This is a genomic window from Plasticicumulans lactativorans (genome assembly GCF_004341245.1).
Taxonomy (GTDB): domain Bacteria; phylum Pseudomonadota; class Gammaproteobacteria; order Competibacterales; family Competibacteraceae; genus Plasticicumulans_A; species Plasticicumulans_A lactativorans.
Window position 1 is genome coordinate 139,247 of sequence record NZ_SLWY01000005.1, and the last position, 26,212, is coordinate 165,458.

Sequence of the window (26,212 nt, forward strand, 5' to 3'; positions counted from 1 at the left end):
CGCACGTTCGCAGCTAATTTCGAGTGGCTTCCAGGGTCTCTTTCGGCACCTGTCCATGTCACTGTCCGGATTCGGTTTCCTTGAACTACCTGGCCCGCCCATCCACCGCCCCGCTGACGAAGTCTACGAAGGCGCGCACGCGGGCGGAGAGGAGGAGGGCGGGCATCGCGGCAAGCCGCGCTATGTCCTTCCTTGGCCGGATGGGCCTCAGCGCATTGCGAGATGTCAATCTCTGTCTGTACAGTAGTGCGTACATGTACAGAGGGGGCTTTGGGATGGATGCGATTTCTTACAGCGCCGCGCGTGCAAACCTTGCCAAGACCATGGACCGTGTCTGCGAAGACCATGAACCGGTCATCATCACCCGCAATGGCGAACAATCGGTCGTCATGCTCTCGCTCGAAGATTACAAGGCCCTGGAGGAGACGGCGTATCTGCTGCGCAGCCCGGCCAATGCCAGGCGGCTGCTCGCTTCCGTGGCCCAACTGGCCGAGGGCAAGGGCACGGAGCGGGAACTCGTAGAGTGAAGCTCGTTTTCTCCGATGAAGCGTGGGACGACTACCTGTACTGGCAGAAGCAGGATCGGAAAACGCTCGAACGGATAAACAAGCTGATCCAGGAGGTGCGGCGGGAGCCTTTCTCAGGAATCGGCAAGCCTGAACCCCTGAAGCACGCCCTCGCGGGCTTCTGGTCACGCCGGATTACCGACGAACATCGGATGGTGTACCGCATCGACGGCGATGCCCTGCTGATCGCGCAGTTGCGCTACCACTACTGACGTGATCTGCGCCGCCTCCGTCACGAGGGACTGCGCCAGACACCGCGCAGCGTGCATGGCAAACGCTCGACCAAAGCCCACCGGCTCGTAATTCCGGACCGCTGCCCCGGGTTCGGCCCCGTGGGCTACGGGGCCCGCCCCCCCACCGCCCCGCTGACGAAGTCGACGAAGGCGCGCACGCGGGCGGAGAGGTGGCGGTTCTGGGGGTAGAGCACGGAGAACGGGCGTGTCCTGCCGCCGTAGTCCTGCAGCACTTCGACCAGTTCGCCGCGGCGCAGGGCTTCGTCGACGATGAAGTGGTAGCTCTGGCACAGGCCGGCGCCGGCCTTCGCGAGGTTCACGCAGCCGAGCACGTCGTGCCCCACCCGCAGGCCGCTGCTGAACGGCCATTCGACGTCTGCGCCGTCCTGGCGGAAGGACCACGCCATCGGCCGGCCGGTGCTCGGCAGGATGAACTGGATGCAGCGGTGCCGCGCCAGCTCGTCGAGCGTCCGCGGCGTGCCGGATGCCCGCAGGTACGCCGGCGCGGCGAAGACGCCGAAGCGGGCGTCTTCGAGCGTGCGGGCGACCAGTTGCGAGTCGGCGAGCTGGCCGTGGCGGATCGCGAGGTCGTAGCCCTCCTCGATGAAGTCGACGTTGCGATTGGAGATGTCGAGCTCGATGTCGACCTTCGGGTAGCGCGCCAGGAATGCCGGCAGCAGCGGCAGCAGGCGGTAGTGGCCGTAGGTGGTCGGGACGCTGACGCGCAGCAGGCCCGACGGCGTGCTCTGGTTGCCGGTGATGGCCCGCTCCGCTTCGACGATCTGTTCGAGTGCCTGGCGCGACTCGCGGAAGTACAGCTCGCCGTCGCTGGTCAGGTTGACGCTGCGCGTGGTGCGGACGAACAGGCGCACCCCCAGGCGCCCCTCCAGCCGGGCGATGGTCCGGCTCACCGCCGCCGGCGTCAGCCCCAGCGCCTCGGCCGCGGCGCTGAAGCTGCGCAGCTCCGCCGCCCTGCAGAACACCTCGATGCTGCCCAGATGCACCGGCTCGAAGGCGCGCGCCATGTCCTGTTCCACGGTGTCAAGAGTGATGTTCTTGCAGGGCAGTTTATGCGCCGGAGGTACATCAATACAGTACGCCCCATGCCGGCGGTGCCGGCGCTTCAACCGGGAGCAGACGACATGAACAAGCGAATCCTGATGGTGCTGACCTCGAACGACCGCATGGGCGAGTCCGGCAAGCCGACCGGGCTGTGGGCCGAGGAGCTCGCCGCGCCTTACTACGCGCTGCAGGACGCCGGCGCCGTCATCACCCTCGCGTCGACCCGCGGCGGTCGCGCGCCCATCGATCCGGGCAGCCTCAAGGCGCGCGGCCAGAACGAGCCGGCGGTCGAGCGCATGCTGGGCGACGACGCCCTGCTGCGCGCGGTCGAGCACACGCGCCACGTCGATGAACTCGCCATCGACGACTTCGACGCGGTGTTCTTCCCCGGCGGCCACGGCACGATGTGGGATCTGCCCGCCAGCGCCGGCGTGACGAAGGTGGTGGAGGGGGCCTACCGGCAGCAGAAGGTCATCGCCGCGGTGTGCCACGGTGTCGCCGGCCTGGTGACGGCGCGGCGGGACGACGGCAGGCCCATCGTCGACGGCAGGCGCATCAACAGCTTCACCGACGCGGAAGAGGACGAGGTCGGGCTCGCGGACGTCGTGCCCTTCAGGCTGGAGTCGCGGCTGCGGGAGCTGGGCGCCCGCTTCGAAGGGGCACCGAACTGGCAGTCGTTCGCGGTGCGCGACGGCACGCTCGTCACCGGCCAGAACCCGCAGTCCTCCGGGCGCGTCGCCGAGCTGGTACTGCAGGCGCTGGCCGGGTGAGCGGCCGGTAGCCGCGCGCCTGCGCGGCGACGGCTCACCGTGGCCGTCGCCCTGTCGGTGGCGCCCGGCCTCACCGCTTCCGTGGCCCGGCCGCGAGGCAGCCGGGCGCAGGGTCACGAGGCTCGCGCGATCAGGCCAGGCGCGCGAACACCACGCCCCAGGGGGCGACGTGCAGGCCGGTGGCGTCGGTGCTGGCGCCGCTCACGCCGCTGCCATGCCGGCGCCCGCCCGAGGCGTCAGCGATCGCGCGTCGTCCGCCGTCCAGGGGCTCAGGCTTGCGTCCGCAGCCACGCCGCGGCGTTGGTCGGCAGCCAGTCGCCGTCCAGCGCCTCGCTCGCCAGCAGCAGCGTCGCGCCGGCCGGCAGCGGCAGTGCTTCGGCGGAGACGTTGACGATGCAGACGAAGCCATTGCCGCGGCTGAACGCCAGCACCCCGTCCGGCGACGGCAGCCACTGCAGCTCGCCGTCGCCCAGCGCCGGCTCGCTGCGGCGCAACTGCAGCGCGGCGCGGAACAGCTCCAGCGTCGACCCGGCCACGCCGCGCTGCGCCTCGGCGGTCAGCCCGGCCCAGGACGCGGGCTGCGGCAGCCACGGCGCCTGCGTCGCGCCGTCGGGGCTGAAGCCGAACGGCGCCTGCTGGCCCGACCACGGCAGCGGCACGCGGCAGCCGTCGCGCCCGCGCTGCTCGCCGCCGGTCTGCACGAAAGTCGGGTCCTGCAGCACCTCGTCGGGCAGATCCTCGACTTCGGGCAGCCCCAGCTCCTCGCCCTGGTAGACGTAGGCGCCGCCGGGCAGCGCGAACATCAGCAGCGCCGCGGCGCGGGCCCGCTGCAGGCCGAGCGCGAAGTCGGCGCGCAGCTTCAGCAGGTCCGACAGCCGGTGCGTCGTGTCGGCGACGTCGGGCCGCGCGTAGCGCGACACCTCGCGCACGACGTCGTGGTTCGACAGCACCCAGGTCGGCGGCGCGCCGACCCCGGCGTGCGACTCGATCGTGCGGTCGATCGTCGCGCGCAGCCAGGCGGCCTGCCACGGCGAGACGAGGAAGTCGAAGTTGAAGCTGGTGTGCAGCTCGTCGGCGCGCACGTACTTCACCAGGCGCTCCGGCGGGCTGACCCAGGCCTCGGCGACGAACACCCGCGGCGGGTCGTACGCATCGGCCAGCTCGCGCCAGGCGCGGTAGATCGCGTGCACGCCCGGCCGGTCCCAGTGCGGGTGGTCGGGGTCCTCGTTCTGCGGCAGCGCGCGCTCGCCGATGTCGGGCAGGCCGTCGGCCTTCACCAGGCCATGCGCGACATCGATGCGGAAGCCGTCGACACCGCGGTCGAACCAGAAGCGCAGCACGCTCTCGTATTCGGCGCGCACCTCCGGGTGCTCCCAGTCGACGTCGGGCTGCTCGGCCGCGAACAGCCGCAGGTACCACTGGCCCGGCTTGCCGTCGGCTTCGGTGATGCGCGTCCAGGCCGGCTCGCCGCCGAACACGCTGATCCAGTCATTCGGCGGCTCATCGCCGTTCGGCCCGCGGCCGTCGCGGAAGATGTAGCGCGCGCGCTCCGGCGAGCCCGGTCCGGCCTGCAAGGCCTGCTGGAACCAGACATGCTGGTCCGAGGTGTGGTTCGGCACGATGTCGAGCAGCACCTTCAGGCCCAGCGCATGCGCCTCGCCGATCATCGCCTCGGCTTCGGCGAGCGTGCCGAAGGTCGGCTCGATGTCGCGGAAGTCCGAGACGTCGTAGCCGGCGTCCTTCATCGGCGACGGGTACCAGGGGTTGATCCAGATCGCGTCGACCCCGAGCTCGGCGAGGTATTGCAGGCGCTGGCGCAGGCCGGCGATGTCGCCGATGCCGTCGCCGTTGCCGTCGGCAAAGCTGCGCGGGTAGACCTGATAGACGACGGCGCTGCGCCACCAGTCGGCGGCTGATTGGGGGTTTGCGGATGCCATGAATGTTTCCTTGAGGGATGTGCGGGTTGATGGGTCGGAGGCGGCGGCGCCGCCCGCGATCGCGGGCGGCGCCGAGGTTTGTTGAATGGCAAGTGCCGGATGACGCGAGGCGGACGCCGCTCCGGCCACCCTGCCCCGCGGCCGGCCGTCAGTTCGGCGCCGCGCGCCGCGCGCCGAGCGCCAGCAGCACCGCCGCGACCACCACGACCGCCATCGCCGCGGTCAGAGACGCCACCTGCGCGATGCTGCCGATCAGCGGCGGGCCGATCATGAAGCCCGCGTAGCCGATCGACGAGACCGACGCGATCGCCGCGGCGCGGCTGGTTCCCGGCACCTTGGTCGCGGCGTTGTAGAGGATCGGCACGACCGGCGCGAGCCCGGCGCCGACCAGCGCGTAGCCGACCAGCGAAACGCCCGGGTGCCCCGACAGCAGCACGACCGCCATCGCCAGCGCCGACAGCAGCGCGCCGCCGGACAGCAGCCAGCGCTCCGGGTAGCGCGCGCGCAGCGCGTCGGCGCCGAAGCGCGCCAGCGCCATCGCCGCCGAGAACGTCGCGTAGCCGAGCGCGGCCTGGGCCTGCGGCATCCCGACTTCCTGCTTCAGGTAGAGCACGCACCAGTCGTACATCACGCCCTCGGCGGTCATGCCGGCGAAGATCAGCAGCCCGATCAGCAGCAACAGCCCGCGCGGCCAGGCGAAATGCGCCTTCGGCTCGTCGTCGTGCGGGTGGGCGTCGAGCATGCCGCGCGACGCCGCCACGGCGAGCGCCGCGACGAACAGGCCGATGCCGGCCAGCTGCGCCAGCGGCGCGACGCCGGCGCGCAGCAGCGCCGCGACGAGCGCCGCGCCGGCCATCCCGCCGACGCTGAACATGCCGTGCAGGTTGCTCATCACCGCGCGCCCGCTCAGGCTTTCAAGCGCGGTGCCCTCGGCGTTGATCGCGACGTCGAACAGGCTCATCGCCGCGCCGAACACGACCATCGCCGGCAGCAGCAGCGCCAGCCCGGGCCAGGTCAGCGCCAGCGCCAGCATCGAGCCCATCACCAGCGCCGCGAGCGGCGCGGCCCGGCGCACGCCGATCCGGCCGATCAGGCGGCCGGCGAAGAACAGCGACAGCAGCGCGCCGCAGGCCGCGGCGAGCAGCACGGTCGACAGCATCGCCGGGTCGAGCTGGTACTTCGCCTGGACCGACGGGATGTGCGCGCCCCAGGCGCCGGCCAGCACGCCGAGCGACGCGAACAGCCCGCGGGTCGCCCAGCGCGCCCGCCTCAGCGCACGCGCGCCGGGCGCGGGGTCGTCGGTGGTGCAGCCGGGCAGCGGTACCGCAATCGGATCGGGATTCGTCATGTCGTCCTCACATCAGTTCTTCACGGTGCCAGCAGCACCCTCGGCGCGTACCTCTCCCCAGCGGCCACCGCGGATCCGGCTGCGCCGGTCCGCTGGTGGCGCCCCCTTGAGGGGGAGCGCCGAAGGCGCTACGGGGGTAGGTCAGGTCAGGCGCGCGAACACCACGCCCCAGGGGGCGAAGTGCAGGCCGGCGGCATCGGCGCTGGCGCCGCTCACGCCGCTGCCGTCGAGCGGGGTCGGCGTGCCGGTGCCGGCCGGCAGCACGTAGCTCGCCGGCGTGCCACTGAAGTTGAACGCACACAGCACGCGTTCGCCGGCGTGCTCGCGCACGTAGGCGAGCACCTGGTCGTGCACCGGCAACAGGTGCATGTCGCCGTGGATCAGCGCGGGCTGGCCGCGCCGCCAGGCGAGCAGCTGGCGGTAGAAGTGCAGCAGCGACGTACCGTCGGCCTCCTGGCGATCGACCGCCAGCGCGCGGTGGCTCTCGGCGGCCGGCAGCCAGGGCCTGGCGCTGCCGAAGCCGAGCCGCGGATCGGTGCTGTCCCACGGCATCGGCGTGCGGCAGCCGTCGCGGCCCTTGAACTCGGGCCACATCGCGATGCCGTACGGGTCCTGCAGGTCCTCGAACGCGATCTCGGCCTCGGGCAGGCCCAGCTCGTCGCCCTGATAGATGCACGAGCTGCCGCGCAGGCTCAGCTGCAGCGCCGCGGCGGCGCGCAGCAGCGCAGCCGGCGGGTGGGCGCCGCCCCAGCGCGTGGCGACGCGCGCGATGTCGTGGTTGGTGATCGCCCAGCACGGCCAGCCGCTGCCGACGACCTCGTTGAAGCGCGTGAGGACGCGGTGCAGGAACGGCGCATCGTGCGCCTCGCCGAGCAGGTCGAAGCAGTACGCCATGTGCAGCTTGTCGCCGTCGCGGGTGTACTCGGCGACGCGTGCGAGGCCGTCGTCGTCGCCGATCTCGCCGACCATCGTCGTGTTCGGATACGCGTCGACCAGCGCGCGCAGGCGCTGCAGGAAGGCCAGGTTCTCCGGCTGGCTCTTGTCGAACTGGTGCCACTGCCAGCCGTAGGGGTTGGTCGCGGGCACCGCCCCGTCGCTGCCGTCGGGCTCACCGCGCCCCGGGTTGCTGCGCAGTCGCTGGTCATGGAAGTACATGTTGACGACGTCGAGCCGGTAGCCGTCGACGCCGATGTCGAGCCAGAACTTCACCGACGCGAGCACGGCTTCCTGGACGTCCGGATTGTGGAAGTTCAGGTCCGGCTGGCTGGTCAGGAAGTTGTGCAGGTAGTACTGGCGCCGCCGCGTGTCCCATTGCCAGCTGCTGCCGCCGAAGACCGACAGCCAGTTGTTCGGCGGGTTGCCGTCATGCAGCGGGTCGGCCCAGACGTACCAGTCGGCCTTCGGGTTGGCGCGGCTCGCGCGGCTCTCGACGAACCACGGATGCTGGTCGGAGGTGTGGGAATACACCTGGTCGATCATCACCTTCAGGCCCAGTGCGTGTGCCCGCGCGACGAGCGTACGGAAGTCGTCGAGCGTGCCGAACATCGGATCGACGTCGCAGTAATCGCTGATGTCGTAGCCGAAGTCCTTCATCGGGCTCCTGAAGAACGGCGACAGCCAGATCGCGTCGGCGCCCAGGTGAGCGATGTGCTCCAGCCGTTGCGTGATGCCCGGCAGGTCGCCGATGCCGTCGCCGTTGCTGTCCTGGTAGCTGCGCGGGTAGATCTGGTAGATCACGCCGCCGCGCCACCAGCCGTCGTTCGGGGCGGTGGTTTTCGCGGGGTGTGAGTCGACGTGTTTCAGTGCCATGGGATTCCGGATCCTGGGTGGGTTGCCTGAGTTTCTGCGAAACGGGAATTACGCCTCGGTATTCGCCGTACGGGAACGCTGCCCATGCGGTGGCTTCGTCTATCGGCACCTTCCCGGAGGTGTAATGCCGGCCGGCTGGAATCACCATCGGCCGTGATGGAATGGCAACGGGAAATGCTAATGGGAAGCCGCGAAGACCTGTGTCGATACCGTTCGCAGTGCCGCAAGATTAGGGGACGAACCCTTTTCGCCTCAAGCCGAATCACTGTCAGAAAACTCGAAGAATCATAAAAAACCTGGATCGATGTCGTACCGCGGCGGACGCCGTCGTCACTGGCGTTTCGCGGCTGGCCGCACGCCGCTGCCAGCGGAGCGGCGGCGAGGTGCCCGCGGATGCATCAATTAGGCGTGGTGCCCGTCGGGTGCGTGCACGTGCAGGAAAGTATCAGAATGAGCCCGATCCATATCAGCGACGATTTCGTCACGGCCTATAATTCAAACCCTGTCGGACATCGGCACGGCATGCGGATGCCGGTGCGCACGGGAATACCACCGCGATGAAAAACCGCCGCCAGAAGTTCACCCCGGAATTCGAGCACGACCTGGTTCGAGACCCCCGGCTTGGTTATGAGCCGCGGGACGCCTCCCGGTTCGTGCACTGCGTCGAGCATGGCAGTCCCACGCCACTGGAGCGGTGGCACTGCCACGATGAATATGAGTTGCAACTGATCGTCGCAGGGCAGGGCCGTGCCTTCGTGGGCGATTACGTCGGCCATTTCGAGCCCGGCCATCTGGTGCTCACGGGGCCACGATTGCCACACAACTGGATTTCGACCGATCTCCCGCCGAACGGCCTGGGCGTGCGCAGCCTGGTGATCCAGTTCCGGGAGGAACCCCTGCGGGAGGGGATGCGTGCGATCAGGGAACTGGAGGAGGTCGGGCCGTTGCTGGAGCGGGCGCGTCACGGCGTCGAGTTCTTCGGCTTGAGCGACAGCGTTCGCGACCGCTTCCATCGCATCAAGCGCAGCCATGGCCTGGAACGCTTTGCCGAGTTCATCGGGCTGCTATGCCAACTGCGACGCTGTGAAGACTATCGCCTGCTGTCGTCGGAGCCCGTGATCGGCACCGGCGCCGGGCATGCGCCGGCGACGATCAGCAGGGTCATCGAGTACGTCAACGAGCACTACCCCGAACCGATGCCGGTCGCCCAGGTGGCGGCACGCATCAACATGAGCGAGAGCCGTTTCTCGCGCTGGTTCAGCAAGCTGACCGACAGCACGTTCACCGCCTTCGTGAACCGGGTCCGGATCCACAAGGCGTGCGAGTTGCTGATGCACAGCGAGAGCCAGATTTCGAGCATCTGCTATGCCGTCGGCTTCAACAACGTCGCCAATTTCAACCGGCGCTTTCGCGACGTGAAGGGCATTACCCCGCGGGAGTTTCGCCGCCAGAGCCTGGAGCGCCTGGGGGCGGCACCGTCCCCGATGGGGTGACCGGCGCTCCGTTTCGGTGACCGCGTTCGCGATCGTCGATGCCGCGAGCGCAAAGCGATTCGACCCGTGGCGTGGTGCCACAAGGCGGGGGTAAGGGCTGCCCGCGCGCATGCCGATTCAAGGCGTCCAACGAGAGAAGAGCGAGATCATGACAAGAGAACTGGAAGGCAAGGTGGCTGTCGTCACCGGGGCTGCATCGGGCATCGGACTGGCCAGCACCGAGGCCATGCTGGCCGCCGGCGCACGCGTGGTGATGGTCGACCGCGACGCGGCCGCGCTGGGCACTCTTCAGCGCCGCTACGGCGACGCGGTGATTCCGCTGGTCATCAACCTGCTCGATGCGCAGGACTGCGCGACGCTGCTGCCGAGCGTGCTGGAAAAGGCGGGCCGACTCGACATCCTGCACGCCAATGCCGGTTCGTACGTGGGCGGTGACCTGGTCGACAACGACAACGCCGCGATCGACCGGATGCTGAACCTGAACGTCAACGTCGTCATGAAGAACGTGCACGACGTGCTGCCCCACATGATCGAACGCCGGACGGGCGACATCATCGTCACCAGTTCCCTGGCGGCGCATTTCCCGACGCCGTGGGAGCCGGTCTATGCGTCGTCGAAATGGGCGATCAACTGCTTCGTCCAGACGGTGCGGCGCCAGGTGTTCAGGCATGGCATCCGGGTCGGCTCGATTTCGCCCGGCCCGGTCATCAGCGCGCTGCTCGCCGACTGGCCGGCGGAAAAGCTGCAGGAGGCCAGGGAATCGGGGAGCCTGCTGGAGGCCAGCGACGTGGCCGAGGTGGTGATGTTCATGCTGACGCGGCCTCGTGGCATGACCATTCGCGACGTGGTCATGATGCCCACGCAGTTCGATCTGTAGCCGCACCCCGCCTGCCCTCTCGCTCCCCGAACCGGTGACGTCCCCGATGCGCTTCCCGCAGCCCGTCCACTTGAGCCACGACGCACACCTCGACGCCGCGGGCACGCCCGGCCCGCGGCGGCGCGAGGCGTGGTCTCCCGCCGCATTGATCGGGGCGCTGTGCACGCTGCACGTCGTGCTGTGGACGCTGCTCCCCGCCGTGCTCTACCCCGCGCTGCCGCGGGATGCCCTCGAAGGGGTCGCCTGGGGGCGGATGTGGCAACTGGGCTACGACAAGCACCCCTTCCTGGCCCCGTGGCTGAGCGCGGCCTTCACCGGCGCCTTCGGCGTCGTCGGCTGGCCGATCTACCTCGCCGCGCAGCTCTGCGTGGCGCTGGCGCTGTGGGCGGTGTGGCGGCTCGCGCGCGACCTGCTCGACGCCCGCCGGGCGCTGGTGGCGGTGCTGCTGCTGGAGGGGATCGGCTACTACAACTTCAGCTCGTTCAGCCTGTCGTCCTTCGTGTTCAACCCCAACGTGGCGATGCTGCCGACCTGGGCGCTGCTGAGCCTGACCTTCTACCGCGCGCTGCTCAGGCCCGACCTGCCGCGCTGGTGCCACGCCGGCCTGTGGGCGGGGCTCGCGCTGCTCGCCAAGTACGAGAGCGCGATCCTGCTCCTCGTGCTGGCCGGCGTGCTGCTCGCCACCCGCGCAGGCCGGCGCAGCCTCGCCACCCCGGCGTTCTACGCCGGCGTGCTGGTCGCCGTCGGGGTGTTGTCCCCCAACCTGGCCTGGCTGGTCCGGCACGACTTCATCACCGTGGACTACGCGCTCGGGCGCCTCGACGCAGCGGCGCTCGCCGCCGAGCCGCAGCCGCATGTGCACCACGCCCTGTACCAGCCCCTGCTGTTCCTGAAGAACCAGCTCGGCTATCTGCTGCCCGCGCTGGGCCTGTTCCTGCTGCTGCCGCGCCGGCACGGGCGCTTCGACGCGCGCAGGCTCGGCCACGTGTACGTGCTCGCGCTCGCCGCCGGGCCGACGCTGCTCACGCTGCTGTTCGCGCTCGGCACCGGCGGCCACCTGGTGACGAGCTGGGGCTTCCCGTTCCATTCGCTGCTCGGCGTCGCGCTGGTGCTGTTCTTCGTCCCCGAGCTCAGCGAGCGCCAGTTGCGCCGCTTTGCCGCTGCCGTGGCCGGCTGGTGCCTCGTCGTGGCCCTCGTCTGCGCGTCGAAGTACCACGAGCACCCGTGGACGCAGGCGACGTTCCCGTACCGGCCACTGGCGGAGCGGCTCACGCAGGACTGGCGGCACGCCTATGGCCGCCCGCTGCGCGTCGTTGCCGGTGACCGCTGGAGCGTCGCCGGCGTGGTGGACTACGCCCGTGACAAGCCGGTGCCGTATTTCGGCTGGGACCCGAAGGCCAATCCCTGGCTCGACGAGAGCGCCATGTGCCGGACCGGCGCCGTGTTCCTGCACGAACGGCATGACGACGCCGACGACGAGGCACTGCTCCAGGGGCTGCGGGCACGCTTTCCCGCCCTCACCGACGAGCGCGTGATCAGCGTGCCCCGCAACGGGGACGCCGCCGAGGCGCCGGCCGTGTTCTGGGTTGCCCACCTGCCGCCCGCCGGGGCCGGGGGCGCCTGCGCCCCCCGCCTACCCTGAGCGGCCGTCGCCGCCGCGTTCGCCGTCCTCGGTGGCCAGAAAGCCGTCGAGGCTCGCCGCCGTGTAGTACTGCGTGCGCATCGTTCGATCATCCCGATGGGGTGGGGGCCCCATGATGCCGGTTCGGGCCGGCGCCCGCCCGGCCGGCGCCGCCGGGCGGTTCGAGGGGGGCATGCGGCGGGGCGATGTTCCGATGCGCCAGCGCGCGCCACCGCTCGCACCCGGCGCCGCACGTGCCACCCGCCGGGCCTCGCCGACCGGGAACGACGTCGGAACGATGCGTCCCGTCGCGACACCGACCTCGCCCGGAGGCGCAACGGTTGAGCCCGGAACGGGAACGATGCAGCTCGGAGTGAGAACGACGAAGCGCCGAGCTGCAACGATCGAGCAAATCGCTGCAACGATGAACCTATTAGGTGCTCGGATGCACCGAATAGGCTCATCGATGAACCTCAGAGCCTGGCGTGAGGAGTTCTTTGCTCGGTCGATGCACTTAATAAGTGCATCGATTTACCAAATAGGTGCATAGATGAACCGGATAAGTGCATCGTTGCAGCGTCGAGCTTGACCGTTGCAGCTCGGAGCCTGGCGCGAGCAGTTCGGAGCTGCATCGATGAGCAAAAAAGGTGCATCGATGCACTTAATAAGTGCATCGACGGGCCGCACCGCTTCGCCGCCGGGCTGGGGGAGGGGGCGAGTGCCCAGCCGTGACCGCTCGGCCTTGCGGAGCGCCCGCTCAGCTCCCGCGTGGCGCGAGGAGCGGCAGCAGTTCGGCGAGGCCATCGATGTAATGGCTCGCGTTGCTGCCCCGGCTGACGCCGGGCCGCAGGATCTGCACCGTGCGCAGCCCCAGGCTGTTGCCGGCCTCGATCTCGGACTCGGGGTTGTCACCGACGACGAGCACCTCTTTCCGGGGGAGGCGGTATGTGTCGATGAGTTCCAGGAAGAGACCGCGTTTCCCTTTGCGATCCGGCTCGTCGATCGCATCGATGCGGATCGCCGTGAAGAGCGCCGAAATGCCGAGCGCGCGAATCTTGCTCTGCTGGAAGCGCCGGAAACCCGAGGTCACGAGGAAGCGCTCGGCAGGGATCGCCGCGAGGCCGGGAAGATCGGCGTATCCCCGCATCGGCCGCGTGACTTCGAGCCCGGCAAACGCGTTCCACCCGGCCTCGAACATCGCCGGCGTGAAGCCATGCCGCCGGGCGACCCAATCGAAGGGATGAGTCCAGGCATCCACGAAAGCGCGATCGAGCGCTTCGGCGGACAAGCTGCCATCGTTCGCGGCACGGATCGCCTCGAAGGCGGGCTGATAAAGCTCCCTGCCCACCGCGTCGGCGGCACTCAGGCAGTTGTCGAGGTCGAAGATGATGGCGGGCAATGGGCCTCCGGTCGCGAATCCTGACGAGGTTGTAGGAAAATCCAACGATATGAAGAATGAGCGGAAAAACCCTCCGCTTGGATACCGCCTGATGCCTTTGCTGGGCAATCGTCTCCCATCATGAACATTTGGGGGAATGATTTACCCGTCACAATCAGAAGCGCGGGGTTTTTTTACAGTTTCAGCACCCGAATTAAGTTGAGCCACGAAACGCGTTGATTTCAAGTTTATGGTTAGGCATTCCAAAGTCTGAAATGTGTATATGGTTCATCGTTGACTTCGTGTAAGTTTTCATTTGAAATTTTATTCGACATGATATCTTCCAGTAACTTTGTCGCTTCCTTGTCGCATAATGAGATAAGTTTGTTGGCCAGATACTCTTTCCCGGTATCTGCGCTTGCATAGATCAATTCAATGTTTTTGGGTAAATAGAGTCCGGGATAAAACGGTTTGGATCTGTTGTTGTAGGAGGATATGTTCCCCAGATCAGAATCAACAATAATCCCAAATTTCATGTTTGCGTTGTAGGATGGATTTGCTGTTATGAGTTGAATTGCTTTCCTCCAGGCAGTGTTCTCAGTTATGCCTTGTGTGTTTCTAAACTCTAAGCAGTGGACTGGTAAAAATTCCGCGATCAATGAATTTTTTCTATCACGACTTAGTTTGCAAAGAACTACACAAGAAACAGAAATGCTTTCATCGTTGATTGTTTTGGTGTTCGTGTCAATTGCAAAAACCCTATCAAATTTCTCTAGCGCATGGTTTGGGTTGAGGATTAGCTTGTTAGGGTCAAGCGGTGTTTTGTTTAATGTTTTTGGCCCCTTTGTTCTATCAAAGCTGACATCGTGATATGCATTGATTGGCACTAGGGGAATTCCGTCCTTTAATAACTCAATAGAGCCTGTTGGTGAAATTTTTACGCCATTTACAGTCATGGGTTCCCCCATGTCCATCGTGATAGATGACATTCTTGGTTTTTTGTTTAAACAGCATTTTTTATGCTTTTTCCCACTGCCGCATGGACATGGTTTATTTCTTTGGTTGTCTGTCGACATCTGCTTTTCCTTTATATTTATTAGCCTAACTAAAAATAGAGTAATCTATCGGTCGTCTAATCACGCTGACATCCACTGAGAGCTTTCCGGAAAGTAACCGCCGATCGGCTACATGGCAAGGGTGCAGCGGAAAATCAGTTCGAATGTTAGACGGAAGGATCGCGGCATTATTTTTTAACACGTAAACTTGGCTTCGCCCGCAAATTCCAACACCAACACCCCACCGATACCACACCCACCGCCGCTAACCGGCCGCCCCGGCCGGCGCGCCGGCACTCAACCGCTCCAGCGTCTCCCTCAGGCGTGGTGCCGCGAAGTCGAGGAAGCGGCGCATCTTGAGGGGCATCCGGCCGCGGGCGGCGTGGATGAGGTGGATCGGCGCGGGGGTGGGTTCGTAGGCGTCGAGGATGATCCGGAGCGCGCCTGCCCCGACCGCGTCGGCGACCTGGTAGTAGAGCAGGCGCGTGACCCCGACGCCGCGGATGGCCGCCTGCGCCGCGGCGTCGGTCGTCGTCACCGACAGGCGCGGCACGATCGGGATGTCGAGGGGCGTGGTCGAGCCCCCGGGCTGGAAGCGCCAGCCCAGCGACGGCATCGGGGTTTCGACCGTGACGCAGGGCAGGCGCCGGAGGTCTTCCGGTGCCTGCGGCACGCCGTGCTCGGCCAGCAGCGCGGGACTCGCGCACACCACGGTGCGCATGGCGCCGACGCGGGTGGCGACCAGCGTGCTGTCCGGCAGCGTGCCGATGCGCACCGCCATGTCGACGTGATCGTCGACGAGGTGGACGAGGTGGTCCGACAGCAGGAGGCGGACGTTGATGTCGGGGAAGCGCGCCAGGAAGTCGGCGATCACGGGCAGCACGTGCAGCCGCCCGAACATCAGCGGCGCGCTGATGATGAGTTCGCCCTTGGGGGCGGTGAATTCGCCCGCCGCCTCGCGCTCGGCGTTCTCGACCTGTTCGAGGATGCGCCGCGCCGCCTCCACGTAGGCCGCGCCGGCGTCGGTCAGGCTGAGCTTGCGGGTGGTGCGGATCAGCAGCCGGGTGCCGAGCAGGGCTTCCAGTTCGGAGAGCTTGCGGCTCAGGGTCGCCACCGGGACCCGCAGCGCGCGCCCGGCGGCGGACAGGCTGCCGCGTTCCACCACCTCCACCAGCATCGTCATGGCTTCGAAACGGTCCATGAGCCTTTCCATTTATTGGCAAGATCATTTCCAATCTTGCTGGATTATGGCTGTTCTTGAAAAGGCGCATCCTCCTTTCAGCCGAGCCGATCCCGGTTCGCATGAAGGAGATTCCCATGTCCCGCCTTGCCATCCCCTCCGTTGACGCCGCCCCCGAAGCCTCGAAGCCGACGCTGGACGCCGTCCGCCAGCAGCTCGGCGTCGTGCCGAACCTGTTCCGCCTGATCGCCAACAGCCCGGCGGCCCTCGCCGCCTTCACCGGCTTCCAGGGCGCGCTGGCGAAGACGCTGGACGTGAAGACGCGCGAGCGCATCGCGCTGGCCGTCGCCCAGGTGAACGGCTGCGACTACTGCCTGTCGGCGCACACGTACCTCGGCCTCAACCTGGCGCAGCTCGGCGCCGAGGAGATCGCGCTGAACCGCCGGGGCGCCTCGGGCGACGCCAAGGCCAACGCGGCGGTGCAGTTCGCCGCCCGCGTGGCGCGCGAGCGCGGTCATGTGAGTGATGCCGACCTCGCCGCGGTGCGGCTGGCCGGCTTCACCGACGCGCAGATCGTGGAGATCGTCGCGCTCGTCGCCGTGAACAGCTTCACGAACTTCCTCAACGAGGTGGCGAAGACCGAGATCGACTTCCCCGTGGTGCGCGCCAGCGAGGCCGCCTGAGTCCGGACGGGCCGCGGAGCACCCCGGCCGCGGCCCTCGTTTTCGCAGCGCAGGAGAACCGTCATGTCCCATGGCTTCCTCGACATCGCCGTGACCCCCAGCGTCCGCGCCGCGCAGGCGGCCATGGGCAGCGAAGATTTGTGGAATGGCCTGAAAGGGCGTCGCGCCTTCGACCGCTTCACCGAAGACGAGGCGGCGTTCATCGCCGGGCGCGACAGCTTCTACCTGGCGACGGTTTCGGAGACCGGCTGGCCCTACGTGCAGCATCGCGGCGGTCCGCGCGGCTTCCTGAAGATGGTGGACGCGCGGACGCTGGCGTTCGCCGATTACCGCGGCAATCGCCAGTACCTCAGCGTTGGCAATGTCTCGGCGGATGACCGGGTGTGCCTGTTCCTGATGGATTACGCGCGGCGCGCGCGGCTGAAGATCTACGCTCACGCCGAGACGGTCGCGCTCGACGCCGATCCCGAACTGACGGCGCGCGTCGTGGTTCCCGGCTACCGGGCGAAGCCCGAGCGCATCGTCCGGCTGCACCTCGAAGCCTTCGACTGGAACTGCCCCCAGCACATCACCCCACGCTTCACCGAGCAGGAGATCAACGAAGCGCTGCACCCGCTGCGCGAGCGCCTGGCCCGACTGGAAGCTGAAAACACCGAACTGCGCGCCCGGCTGGCCGCGCATGGAGACGCATGATGGATACCCAACGCCCCCCGTTGCCCCCGTTCACGCTGGAAACCGCGGTCGAGAAGGTCCGGCTCGCCGAGGACGGCTGGAACAGCCGAAACCCCGAGCGGGTGGCGCTCGCCTACACGGTCGACAGCCATTGGCGAAACCGTGCCGAATTCGCGCAGGGCCGCGCGGAGATCATCGCCTTCCTCACGCGCAAGTGGGCGCGCGAGCTGGATTACCGGCTCATCAAGGAGTTGTGGGCGTTTCGCGAGAACCGCCTGGCGGTGCGCTTCGCCTACGAGTGGCACGACGACAGCGGCAACTGGTTCCGTTCCTACGGCAACGAGAACTGGGAGTTCGACGGGAACGGGCTGATGCGCCGCCGCCTCGCCAGCATCAACGATGCCCCCATCCGCGAGGCCGACCGGCGTTTCCACTGGCCCCTCGGCCGGCGCCCCGATGACCACCCCGGCCTCGGCGACCTGGGCTTCTGAGCCTGCCGGACCGCCTTTTGAGATCGCCATTCCGGCCGCCGCGGGCGCCGGGCAAACGAGGGAGAGCACGCCGATGAACCCCGTCACCTACCGCACCGCCGATGTCGACGGCTTCGAGGTCTTCTACCGCGAGGCCGGCGACGCCTCGAAGCCGACGCTGCTGCTGCTGCACGGCTTCCCGACCTCCAGCCACATGTTCCGGGAGCTGATCCCGCTGCTCGCCGGGCACTGCCACCTGGTCGCCCCCGACCTGCCGGGCTTCGGCCGCTCGGCGCTCCCGCCGCGGGACCGCTTCAGCTACACCTTCGACCGCCTCGCGCAGGTGATCGGGCGCTTCACCGAGGTGATCGGCCTCGACCGTTTCGCGCTCTACGTCTTCGACTACGGCGCCCCCACCGGGCTGCGCATCGCGATGGCGAACCCCGGGCGCGTGACCGCGATCGTTTCGCAGAACGGCAATGCCTACGAGGAGGGCCTGAGCGACGGCTGGAACCCGATCCAGCGCTACTGGCGCGAGCCGACGGACGCCAACCGCCAGGCCCTGCGCGCGCTGCTGACGCCGGCGTCGATCCGCTGGCAGTACGAGCACGGCGTCGCCGATACGGCGCAGGTCTCGCCCGACGGCAGCGCGCTCGACGCCTGCTACCTGCAGCGGCCCGGAGCCGACGACATCCAGCTCGACCTGCTGCTGGACTACGCGAGCAACGTCGCGCTGTACCCCGCCTTCCAGGCGTATTTTCGTGAGCACCAACCGAAACTGCTGGCGATCTGGGGCAGGAACGACCCCTTCTTCCTGCCGCCCGGCGCCGAAGCCTACCAGCGCGACCTGCCGAACGCCGACGTCCGCTTCCTCGACACCGGTCACTTCGCGCTGGAAACGCACGCGGGGGAGGTGGCGGGGGCGATCATCGAATTCATGGGGCGCTAGGGAACCTCTGAACAAGTCCCGCCAAACGAAGCGCCTGGCTCGACCGAAGCCGAAATTTTCACCATGCGGCACTCAGGCAGCCCGTCACGCCCCGATGTCCGAGACTTTCCTGCCCGCAGGCCCTCCTTTGGGGGCGGTGGGCGCACCTTTCCCTGGCTAGGCCAACAGGGCGCGCCTCACTTGAGGGAGGGCGGTTGAATTTCCTATCCTTCCTCGTCCTTCCCACGTTCGACTTGGTGATGATCGTCGTGATGATCGAGTCCACCGGGATGTTCCTCGCGTTGTCGGACATCACCGGCAGGAAGATCGAGCAGCGAGGACCTCGCCGCGAGCCTGCGCACCGACGGCCTGGGCACGCTGGTCGGGGGGGCTGTTCAACACCTTCCCGTACACCAGCTTCTCGCGGAACGTGGGCTTGATCAGCGTCATCCGCTGCTCGAGTCCGGCATCCTGCTCACCGCGGTGGCCGCGGCGCTGCTGAACCTGTTCTTCAACGGCGCACGCGGCGACACCAGCGGCGCCATCGAGGCGGCCAGGACCGCGGAGGCGCATTGAATAGTCCCCCGGGCGACGAAGCCACCGTGCGGCGCGACCTCGCTGCCGCCTACCGTCTGGCCGCGCGCCGCGGCTGGGACGACATCGTCTGGACGCACATCTCGGCGTCGGTGCCCGGCGAGCCGGGCGCCTACTTCATCAACCGCTTCGGCCTGCGCTTCGCCGAGGTGCGGCCCGACAACCTGGTGAAGGTGGACGTGCAGGGCCGCGTCGTCGACGGCTCGGGTGCGCCGGTCAACCCGAGCGGCTTCGCGATCCACGGCGCGGTGCACGCGGCGCGGCCCGACGCGGTGTGCGTGATGCACCTGCACACGCGCTGGGGGCAGACGCTTGCAGCCTTGCCGGAGGGCCTGCTGCCGTGCTCGCAGCCCGCGCTGCGCCTGTGGCGGCGCCTGGGCCGCCATGCCTACGAGGGCCTGGCGTTCGACGCCGCCGAACGCGCGCGCCTTGTGGCGGCACTCGGGTCGCTCGACGGCCTGATCCTCGAGAACCACGGCACGCTCACCGTCGGCCGCACGGTCGCCGAAGCCTTCGTGCTGATGCACCTGCTGGAGCGCGCCGCGCAGATCCAGATCACTGCGATGGCCACCGGGCGCGTGCACTGCGTCAGCGACGAGGTGGCCGAACGCACGCAACGGCAGTGGATCGGCGACGGCAGCGTGCCCGAAGGCACGGATGAATGGCCGGCCCTGCTACGCTCGTTGGACGATTGATTTCCCCGATGATCCTGGAGACCCGTCCATGCCCACCCTCCGTGTCGAACTCTTCGAGGGCCGCACGCCCGAACAGAAGGCCGCGCTGGCCAAGGAACTGACCGACGCCTGCGTGCGCGTGCTCGGCGGCAGCCCGGGCGGCGTGGATGTCCTGTTCTACGACGTCAAGCGCCACGACTGGGCCACCGGTGGCCAGCCCTGGAGCCAGGTGCCGCCGCAGGCCTGAGCCGGCGACTGGGTGGTGTAGCTGGCGAAACGGCGCGACCACAATGTTGCGGCCGTGGCGTTGGCAGCCAAGAGTGCCCGGCGCATCTGGGCGCTGCTGACGCCGGCGTCGATCCGCTGGCAGTACGAGCACGGCGTCGCCGATACGACGCAGGTCTCGCCCGACGGCAGCGCGCTCGACGCCTGCTACCTGCAACGGCCCGGAGCCGACGAGATCCAGCTCGACCTGCTGCTGGACTACGCGAGCAACGTCGCGCTGTACCCCGCCTTCCAGGCGTATTTCCGCGAGCACCAACCGAAGCTGCTGGCGATCTGGGGCAAGCACGACCCCTTCTTCCTGCCGCCCGGCGCCGAAGCCTACCAGCGCGACCTGCCGAACGCCGACGTCCGCTTCCTCGACACCGGCCACTTCGCACTGGAAACACACGCCGGGGAGGTGGCGAGGGCGATTGTCGAATTCATGGGGTGCTAGAGGAGAGGCGGGGGGCGGTGCGGTTAACCAACGATGAAGATCAGCCGACGCTTGGAGCGGAGCGGAAAGCTGCCGGCTGGAATACATAGTTAGGCCTTCTTGCGTCGGACATAACGTTTATCGAATTCCTGAAAAATGTTCGGATTATAGAATCGCTGTTTCGCGCTTTTTGGATTGTTCGGGTGTAGTAGCCTGACGATTACATGCTTTGTTTCTTTCTCGAGTTCATGTCGTTGTTTATGAAATGTGCGGTTTTCTAAAAAGTTTTCATACCGACGTCTCATTGCATTTACTAGTTCACGATACGTCAACGGATAGTTCTTCAGGATGTCCTCTTCCCTCACTGTTAGCGCTGGTGCAGATGGGTCATCCGTCCAGCGGAACATGACTGAGCATGCGTCCTTACCACGAACAAGCTTAGTTTCCAGTCTGAGCGCAACGTGCTGATTAGAGTCCTCTTCAGACTCGGCATTTTCAAGAGTGTCGAGATATGCGAGTAGGTTTCGTATCTGCTCTGGATAATGGACTCGAGAGGCGGGCTCAACAGTTTCGAAGCCGTGATAAAAAGAAATTGGCATTAGAAAGAAGTTGTACTCAGATAGGTCAAGCTGAAACCATTCAGCTGCTAAAAGAAGGTAGTTGCGTAGCGAAGCTGTGCCAATCTCCAGCACACGCCGACCAATATACATGTCTTTCATAATGAAGTGGGCGGCACTGTCACGAATCTCGATTAGTGCCAGCATATTGTCATGGCAAGCTTTCTCCAGTCCAGAATTAGGGTCTTCTAACAGTTTTTTAGCTAGATATGTTGCGCTATGAGATAGCGGGTTCCCACAGCGATTTGTTTTTGGTGTTTTGTTGCCATTGCCGTCATCAACAAACTCATGTAGCGCCTCGATGGATTCCCCGTGATCGGCAATCCATTTGGCTTTCAGTAGTAACTCCCAAGCGTTTGACATCAAGAGCGTAAACGCCTCTTCTCGGTACGAAAAGTTTGGCTTGTTATATATCTCAATGGCAGCGATAGATGCTTGGACAGACTTGTTTGCGATGTCGATGCTTAGAGGCATTTTTTAATTCCTAGTAAAAATTAGACGACTTTTTATCCGATTGCTAAGGTAAATCACGGCATTTTAGTTGTAGCCTCAAATAAGGCGTCAATCATTCGCGCTGTATGCCAGCGCAAGGTCGAAAAGGAGCAATTTGCGACCCACTGCTTTGATGGTGCACCAGCTTACACTTTCCTTGCGTGGGCACGATAAACGTTAGGCTTCATTTTATAAGGCCCAACCTACCATGCCGCATCAGCCAGGATCGAACGCCCTCGATTCTTTGATCGTCAAATCTTCCCCGCGACGCGCTCCCAGAATTCTGCGCGGTCGTTGGTGCGTGGGAACGGTTCTGAAGAAATCGGTTTGCCGAGGAATTCACACAGCGGTGCCCAGCCGTCCTTTACCTGGTATACGAGCAGTTGCCTGGCCGGGATCGTGTCCTTCACCGCATCATTGTGGGCGTTGAACGCCTTGATCAGCGCGTCGCGATCGAGGCCCTCTGGAAAGCCCGTTTTGGCGATGACGCCGGTGGCCATGTCCAGCCAGTCTTTCATGTCAGGCGGCGCCTGATCCCGGCTCGCCAGCAACGTGTAGATCGTTTCGCCAAAGCTGTCGGCCCAGTTTTCCGGGCTGCGATGGGTCAGAATGAATTTTGCCGTCGGATATGCCTTGAGCAGTTCGCGGAAGAAGCCAGCCGTTGGCCAATCGACCGCGCTGCCATAACCGGCGTAAATCGCTTCCCAGTCCGGTCGACCACCCAGCGCGGCGGACCACAGCGGGACCTGCACGGGCATGTTCCTCAGCACTTCTTCCATGTGGTGACATGGACCGAGGCCGAGTTGATTGATCGCGAGCTTCAGAGAGTAGGTGCCGGTACGGCCTACCCCGGTACCGATGACGCTGAGGGTCATGGCGAATCTCCTTTGCGAGAAGAGGTATGGGCGGCTGTGTGGATGGCGTGGTTTCTGGTTCATCCACGCGCAAGGTGGCTAACGGAAGAATAGACGTGGGATGCACGGACTGACAGTTGATCCCTGCACCCGCTTCGGCAGCCCGGAGCCCGAGCGTACCAACCCGCAGACTGCGGCTTCGCAGGCGGAGCCCGACATTCACCGCTCTTCGGCGGCACAGTTGGGCTTCATTTTATGCAGCCCAGCCCACCCGTGCTGCCGTGCTTGGCTCATCGGGCGTAGCTCCTCGCATCCTTCAACAGCAGGAGAAACTGCTGCTCGCGCAATGGCGAGGCAATGAAACCGAAGTGGGTGTAGAAGCGTGCGGCTTCATCGTCGATGGGGTGGGTCAGCATTGCTCGAATGCCGGCCTGCTCCGCAATCAGCAGCGTGCGGCGAATCGCATCCTGCAGCATGCCAAAGCCAAAGCCAAGGCCGCGCCCCTGATCCTGCGTGGCAACAGCCAACCGGGCCAGGATCACCACCGGTATAGGGTACTGACCCATGCCTTTGCGAACGCGCTCGGGCGCATCCACGGTATCGACCTGGCCGACGGTGAGGCTGAAATAGCCCGCTATCCGATCATCATCCGCCACCACGAAGGTTTTGGCTGAGCCGCTCCCTTGGGCTTGCCGGGCGTGGCGTAGCAGCCAGTCGTTCAAGACTGGCTTACCGCAGTCGAATCCTTCCAGCCGATGCTGCGCACCCAGGGGCTCCGGTCCGCGCAAACTCACTCGGCATCCCAGGGTGCTTTGCGGGAAAACAGATCGCGCAAGCCTTCATTGGACTGCTCGGGCCGCTCCAGCAGATCCATCAGGGCCTGGTACTGGCTGCCGGAGACCATGAACAGACGCTGATCCAGCAGCGTCTGCTCAGCGGCCAGGCAGGCGCTGTCGAGGATGAAATCGGTCAGGGACTTGTGTGCCACCTCGGCCGCACGGCGCAGCACGGCTTCCTGCTCGGGCGTGGCACGCAAGCCAAGCCGGGCAGATCGGGCAGCAGATGATGAGGTGGCCATGGCGACACCTTGGTTTGTTGGATTGACTGACGTGGTGTTAGCACAAGCGACGTACGTCGTCCAGTTGGGGCGCCAAGTGGCCGCCGTGGTCGTCCATGGGCCGGCGCGCAAAAGTGATTGGCTTTTTGAGATCGCCTCTGCCCCTACTCGCAGGCCAGACCGGAAGCGAGGCAGTGACCGTTTCGGGGCCCTCCGGCAAAGCGTCGCCCGCACGAACCGCCTAATGCTCCCCCGCCGTCAGCCGGGCGCGCATGCGGCCGACGCCGAGCCAGACGCCGATCACCGCGAGCGGGATGGTGAGGCCGGTGGCGAGGTCGGGGTTGAGGGGCAGGCCGAGCTTGGCGAGTGCCTTGAAGGCGTAGCCGGCGAGGCCGACGCTGTAGTAGCTGAGCACCACCACCGATAGCCCTTCGACGGTCTCCTGCAGGCGCAACTGCAGGTGCGCGCGGCGGTCCATTGAGGCGAGCAGGTCGCGGTTCTGCGCTTCCAGGGCGACGTCGATGCGGGTGCGCAGCAGCGTGGCGGCGCGGTGCACGCGTTCCGACAGCGAAGTCAGCCGGGTTTCGAGCGCCTCGATGGTGTTCATCGCCGGGCTGAAGCGCCGCTCCATGAACTCGCCGATCATCTGCACGCCTTCCAGGCGCTCCTCACGCAGTTCGGTGATGCGCCGCTGCACCAGCTTGGCGTAGGCGCGGCTGGCGGCGAAGCGGTAGCTCGTCCCCGCCACGGTGCGCTCGCTCTCGGCGGCGAGCTGGCCGAGGTCGGCGAGGATAGCCTGTTCGTTCTCCAGCCCCGTGGGGCCGGCGGCGATGCGCTCGGTGAGCTGGGCGATGCGCAGTTCCATGCGCGAGACCTCGGGGCTGGTGGTGCGCGCGAGCGGGAAGCTCAGCATCGCCAGCATGCGGTAGCACTCGATGTCGAACAGGCGCTGGATCAGCCGGCCGAGCTGGCGCGGCGTGGTGTGGCTGTCGAGGATCAGGATGCGGCCGTAGCCGTCGGGGTGCACGCGGAAGTCGCTCCACACGGTGGCGGCGTCGGACATCACGCGCGCGGCGGCGAGGTTGCTGGTGCCGAACTGCACGCGCAGGTCGTCCGGGTGCTCGGCGGGGGCGTCGGCGTGCTCCACCGAGACGTGCGTGGCGGCGATCAGCTCGCCGGGCAGCTCGGCGAGCCAGGCGAGCGGCACGCGCTCGATCGCCGGGCGCTCGAAGCCGTGCACGAAGCGCCCGGGGACGGTGAAGGTGTACGCCGAGAACTCGCTGTAGCGCTCCCACTTCAGCCGGAACAGGCCGAAGTCGACGCTGTAGTGCACGGCGTCGATCGCCGGCGGGCGGGCGCCGAAGTCCTCGCACAGGCGGGCGACGTGCTCGCGGTCGGCCGCCGCGCCGCCGGGGCCGGTGTACAGCGCGAGCTGGGTGGCGCGCAGCGGCGCGCGCAGCTCCTGGTAGGGGCGGGCGTGGATCTCGCGATCGAGCCCGAGCCGCAGCGGGTGCTGGCGGGGACCGGGGACGACGCCGCGCGGCGATGAAAGCTCGATCATGGGATTTCTCATATCGTGGAAAGCTGGCACCGATGCTAGGCGAGTGCCGGCGTGGCTGGAAACCCCGCGTGCTGCGCGCGGGCCCCTCAGGGGGTGCTGCGCGGGCGCCGGATCAGGTGCTGCCAGCGCAAGTTCAGCAGCAGCGCCGCCAGCGTCAAGCCCGCGATGAGTCCGGTCCACAGGCCGCGCGGGCCGAGCCCGCCGGCGAAGGCGAGGCCGTAGCCGAGCGGGAACGCCACGCCCCAGTAGGCGAACAGCATGATCGCGGTGGGCACGCGGGTGTCCTTGGCGCCACGCAGCGCCCCGGCGGCGCCCACCTGCAGGCCGTCGGAGAGCTGGAACAGCGCGGCGTAGCCGAGCAGTTGCACGGCGAGCGCGGCCACCGCGGCATCGGACGTATAGAGCGCGACGATCATCGGGGCGGCGTTGTAGATCGTCAGCGCCGACAGACCCATGCAGACCCCGCACAGCGCGATGGCGACGTCGCCGGCGCGGCGGGCGGCGCGCGCGTCGCCGGCGCCGAGCGCGTGGCCCACGCGCACCGACGCGGCGATCGACAGGCTGAGCGGCACCATGAAGGCGAACGAGGCGACGTTGAGCGCGATCTGGTGGCCGGCGACCACCACCGCGCCGAGCACGCCGAGCACCAGCGCGATCGCGGCGAAGATGCTGGTCTCGGCGAAGATGCCGATGCCGATCGGCAGCCCCAGCCGCAGCAGCGGGCCGAGGCCGTCGAGCCGCGGGCGTTCGAGGCGCGCGAACAGGCCGGTGGCGGCGAGCCGCGGCTGCTGCGCGCTGAGCCGGACGAGCAGCACGAGCATCAGCCACAGGCTCGCCGCGGTGGCGTAGCCGCAGCCGCGCGCGCCGAGCGCCGGCAGGCCCCAGTGGCCGTAGATCAGCAGCCAGTTGCCGAACACGTTGCTGGCGAGGCCGATGAAGCCGATCAGCATCGCCGGCGCGGTCGCGCCCACGCCTTCGTTGGCGAAGCGCAGCACGACGTACAGGAAGGCGGCCGGCACGCCCCAGGCGAGGGCGTCGAGGTAGTCCTGTGCCACCGGCACGATGGCCGGGTCGACGCCGAGCCAGTGCATCGGTGCGCCCATGTCGCGCAGCAGCGCCCACACCGGCAGCGCCAGCGCGGCGGCGAGCCACAGCGCCTGGTGCACCAGGCGGCCGATCTCGGCGTGGCGCTGCGCGCCGAACAGGTGCGCGACGCTCGCGCTGGTCGCCATCAGCAGGCCGAGCGTGAACAGGTACAGCGGGTTCCACAGGCTGGTGCCGACCGCGACCGCGGCGAGCTCGGTGGCGCCGACGCGGCCGACCATGATGGTGTCGGCCACGCCCATCGCCATCTGCGCGAGCTGGGCGGCGATCACCGGGAGACCGAGGCGGAGCAGGGCGGCGGCTTCGCGCAGCGCCGGGGGCAGGGGGTGGAGGACGGGCATGACGGCTGGCTCGGTGCCGTCGGGCCCACGGCCCGGCAGGGGCGGGGCGGACGGCTGCGGGCGCGCCGCGGGGTGCGGTGCGCGGCCCGGCAGCCTAGCGCGGCGGGCCGGCGGCCTCCACCCGTGCCCGCCGGTGGCG

General features: G+C 66.9%; 25 protein-coding genes and 2 pseudogenes. 14 read left to right on the forward strand and 13 right to left on the reverse strand.

Annotated elements, in window-relative coordinates; all coding sequences use genetic code 11:
- Positions 1–275: 275 nt before the first annotated feature.
- Together EV699_RS05320 and EV699_RS05325 are read left to right on the forward strand one after the other, a co-directional pair.
- Positions 276–527 carry a type II toxin-antitoxin system Phd/YefM family antitoxin gene (locus EV699_RS05320; RefSeq protein ID WP_132539913.1) on the forward strand — a complete coding sequence of 84 codons (252 nt, stop codon included), beginning with the start codon at positions 276–278 and terminating at the stop codon, positions 525–527.
- Positions 524–778, forward strand: a complete 255-nt coding sequence (locus EV699_RS05325) for a Txe/YoeB family addiction module toxin (protein ID WP_132539715.1) — start codon at positions 524–526, stop codon at positions 776–778. The genes EV699_RS05320 and EV699_RS05325 overlap by 4 nt, the downstream gene beginning before the upstream one ends.
- Positions 779–903: 125 nt before the next feature.
- On the opposite strand, the gene EV699_RS05330 is transcribed toward EV699_RS05325, so the two are convergent.
- A complete protein-coding gene (locus EV699_RS05330) occupies positions 904–1,824 on the reverse strand; it encodes a LysR family transcriptional regulator (protein WP_132539717.1) in 921 nt (306 codons plus the stop codon).
- Positions 1,825–1,941: 117 nt separating this feature from the next.
- On the opposite strand from EV699_RS05330, the gene EV699_RS05335 reads away from it, so the two are divergent.
- Positions 1,942–2,631, forward strand: a complete 690-nt coding sequence (locus tag EV699_RS05335) for a type 1 glutamine amidotransferase domain-containing protein (protein WP_132539719.1) — start codon at positions 1,942–1,944, stop codon at positions 2,629–2,631.
- 269 nt (positions 2,632–2,900) lie between these two features.
- On the opposite strand, the gene EV699_RS05340 is transcribed toward EV699_RS05335, so the two are convergent.
- The 3 genes from EV699_RS05340 to EV699_RS05350 all read right to left on the reverse strand — a co-directional run bounded on the left by EV699_RS05340 (position 2,901) and on the right by EV699_RS05350 (position 7,725).
- Entirely contained in the window at positions 2,901–4,568 is a 1,668-nt protein-coding gene (locus EV699_RS05340; RefSeq protein ID WP_132539721.1) for a glycoside hydrolase family 13 protein, read from the reverse strand.
- Between the two features lie 148 nt (positions 4,569–4,716).
- Entirely contained in the window at positions 4,717–5,916 is a 1,200-nt protein-coding gene (locus tag EV699_RS05345) for an MFS transporter (protein WP_132539723.1), read from the reverse strand.
- 141 nt (positions 5,917–6,057) lie between these two features.
- The gene (locus EV699_RS05350) at positions 6,058–7,725 is read right to left on the reverse strand and encodes an alpha-glucosidase family protein (RefSeq protein WP_132539725.1); all 1,668 of its coding nucleotides are present in this window, start codon (positions 7,723–7,725) and stop codon (positions 6,058–6,060) included.
- A gap of 557 nt (positions 7,726–8,282) precedes the next feature.
- Between EV699_RS05350 and EV699_RS05355 the strand changes: the two genes are divergently transcribed.
- The 3 genes from EV699_RS05355 to EV699_RS05365 all read left to right on the forward strand — a co-directional run bounded on the left by EV699_RS05355 (position 8,283) and on the right by EV699_RS05365 (position 11,737).
- Positions 8,283–9,218: a helix-turn-helix domain-containing protein gene (locus EV699_RS05355; RefSeq protein WP_132539727.1), complete on the forward strand. Its 936-nt coding sequence runs from the start codon at positions 8,283–8,285 to the stop codon at positions 9,216–9,218.
- 148 nt (positions 9,219–9,366) lie between these two features.
- Positions 9,367–10,095, forward strand: coding sequence for an SDR family oxidoreductase (locus EV699_RS05360; protein ID WP_132539729.1), 729 nt, complete (start codon positions 9,367–9,369; stop codon positions 10,093–10,095).
- 70 nt (positions 10,096–10,165) lie between these two features.
- Positions 10,166–11,737 (forward strand): glycosyltransferase family 39 protein, encoded by a 1,572-nt coding sequence (locus tag EV699_RS05365; RefSeq protein WP_165904045.1) that lies wholly within the window; start codon positions 10,166–10,168, stop codon positions 11,735–11,737.
- Between the two features lie 736 nt (positions 11,738–12,473).
- On the opposite strand, the gene EV699_RS05370 is transcribed toward EV699_RS05365, so the two are convergent.
- The 3 genes from EV699_RS05370 to EV699_RS05380 all read right to left on the reverse strand — a co-directional run bounded on the left by EV699_RS05370 (position 12,474) and on the right by EV699_RS05380 (position 15,350).
- On the reverse strand, positions 12,474–13,115 hold the full coding sequence (locus tag EV699_RS05370; protein WP_132539733.1) for an HAD family hydrolase: 642 nt from the start codon (positions 13,113–13,115) through the stop codon (positions 12,474–12,476).
- Between the two features lie 233 nt (positions 13,116–13,348).
- Positions 13,349–14,170 carry an SEC-C metal-binding domain-containing protein gene (locus EV699_RS05375; RefSeq protein WP_132539735.1) on the reverse strand — a complete coding sequence of 274 codons (822 nt, stop codon included), beginning with the start codon at positions 14,168–14,170 and terminating at the stop codon, positions 13,349–13,351.
- A gap of 244 nt (positions 14,171–14,414) precedes the next feature.
- Positions 14,415–15,350, reverse strand: coding sequence for a LysR family transcriptional regulator (locus EV699_RS05380; RefSeq protein ID WP_132539737.1), 936 nt, complete (start codon positions 15,348–15,350; stop codon positions 14,415–14,417).
- A 116-nt stretch (positions 15,351–15,466) separates the two neighbouring features.
- On the opposite strand from EV699_RS05380, the gene EV699_RS05385 reads away from it, so the two are divergent.
- The 8 genes and pseudogenes from EV699_RS05385 to EV699_RS05420 form a co-directional block, all read left to right on the forward strand.
- The gene (locus EV699_RS05385; RefSeq protein ID WP_132539739.1) at positions 15,467–16,012 is read left to right on the forward strand and encodes a carboxymuconolactone decarboxylase family protein; all 546 of its coding nucleotides are present in this window, start codon (positions 15,467–15,469) and stop codon (positions 16,010–16,012) included.
- Positions 16,013–16,075: 63 nt separating this feature from the next.
- Positions 16,076–16,705 carry a pyridoxamine 5'-phosphate oxidase family protein gene (locus tag EV699_RS05390; RefSeq protein WP_132539741.1) on the forward strand — a complete coding sequence of 210 codons (630 nt, stop codon included), beginning with the start codon at positions 16,076–16,078 and terminating at the stop codon, positions 16,703–16,705.
- Positions 16,705–17,175, forward strand: a complete 471-nt coding sequence (locus EV699_RS05395; RefSeq protein ID WP_207922992.1) for a nuclear transport factor 2 family protein — start codon at positions 16,705–16,707, stop codon at positions 17,173–17,175. The genes EV699_RS05390 and EV699_RS05395 overlap by 1 nt, the downstream gene beginning before the upstream one ends.
- A gap of 73 nt (positions 17,176–17,248) precedes the next feature.
- Complete coding sequence (locus EV699_RS05400; protein WP_132539745.1) at positions 17,249–18,103, forward strand: alpha/beta fold hydrolase; 855 nt, start codon at positions 17,249–17,251, stop codon at positions 18,101–18,103.
- A 218-nt stretch (positions 18,104–18,321) separates the two neighbouring features.
- Positions 18,322–18,557 (forward strand): annotated as a pseudogene (locus EV699_RS20190) (solute carrier family 23 protein); the annotation flags it as partial.
- A gap of 97 nt (positions 18,558–18,654) precedes the next feature.
- A complete protein-coding gene (locus tag EV699_RS05410; protein WP_132539747.1) occupies positions 18,655–19,371 on the forward strand; it encodes a class II aldolase/adducin family protein in 717 nt (238 codons plus the stop codon).
- A gap of 28 nt (positions 19,372–19,399) precedes the next feature.
- Positions 19,400–19,597: a 4-oxalocrotonate tautomerase gene (locus EV699_RS05415; protein WP_132539749.1), complete on the forward strand. Its 198-nt coding sequence runs from the start codon at positions 19,400–19,402 to the stop codon at positions 19,595–19,597.
- Between the two features lie 93 nt (positions 19,598–19,690).
- Positions 19,691–20,068, forward strand: a pseudogene (locus EV699_RS05420) (alpha/beta fold hydrolase); the annotation flags it as partial.
- A gap of 89 nt (positions 20,069–20,157) precedes the next feature.
- On the opposite strand, the gene EV699_RS05425 reads toward EV699_RS05420, so the two are convergent.
- The 6 genes from EV699_RS05425 to EV699_RS05450 all read right to left on the reverse strand — a co-directional run bounded on the left by EV699_RS05425 (position 20,158) and on the right by EV699_RS05450 (position 26,073).
- The gene (locus EV699_RS05425; RefSeq protein ID WP_132539751.1) at positions 20,158–21,138 is read right to left on the reverse strand and encodes a DUF3644 domain-containing protein; all 981 of its coding nucleotides are present in this window, start codon (positions 21,136–21,138) and stop codon (positions 20,158–20,160) included.
- A gap of 269 nt (positions 21,139–21,407) precedes the next feature.
- Positions 21,408–22,031 carry a sulfotransferase family protein gene (locus EV699_RS05430; RefSeq protein ID WP_132539753.1) on the reverse strand — a complete coding sequence of 208 codons (624 nt, stop codon included), beginning with the start codon at positions 22,029–22,031 and terminating at the stop codon, positions 21,408–21,410.
- 269 nt (positions 22,032–22,300) lie between these two features.
- Positions 22,301–22,804, reverse strand: a complete 504-nt coding sequence (locus EV699_RS05435) for a GNAT family N-acetyltransferase (RefSeq protein WP_132539755.1) — start codon at positions 22,802–22,804, stop codon at positions 22,301–22,303.
- The gene (locus EV699_RS05440) at positions 22,801–23,088 is read right to left on the reverse strand and encodes a type II toxin-antitoxin system TacA family antitoxin (RefSeq protein ID WP_132539757.1); all 288 of its coding nucleotides are present in this window, start codon (positions 23,086–23,088) and stop codon (positions 22,801–22,803) included. Before EV699_RS05440 ends, EV699_RS05435 begins: the two co-directional genes overlap by 4 nt.
- A 220-nt stretch (positions 23,089–23,308) precedes the next feature.
- Positions 23,309–24,628 (reverse strand): DUF3422 family protein, encoded by a 1,320-nt coding sequence (locus EV699_RS05445; protein WP_132539759.1) that lies wholly within the window; start codon positions 24,626–24,628, stop codon positions 23,309–23,311.
- Between the two features lie 86 nt (positions 24,629–24,714).
- Complete coding sequence (locus tag EV699_RS05450; protein WP_132539761.1) at positions 24,715–26,073, reverse strand: MATE family efflux transporter; 1,359 nt, start codon at positions 26,071–26,073, stop codon at positions 24,715–24,717.
- Positions 26,074–26,212: the final 139 nt, after the last annotated feature.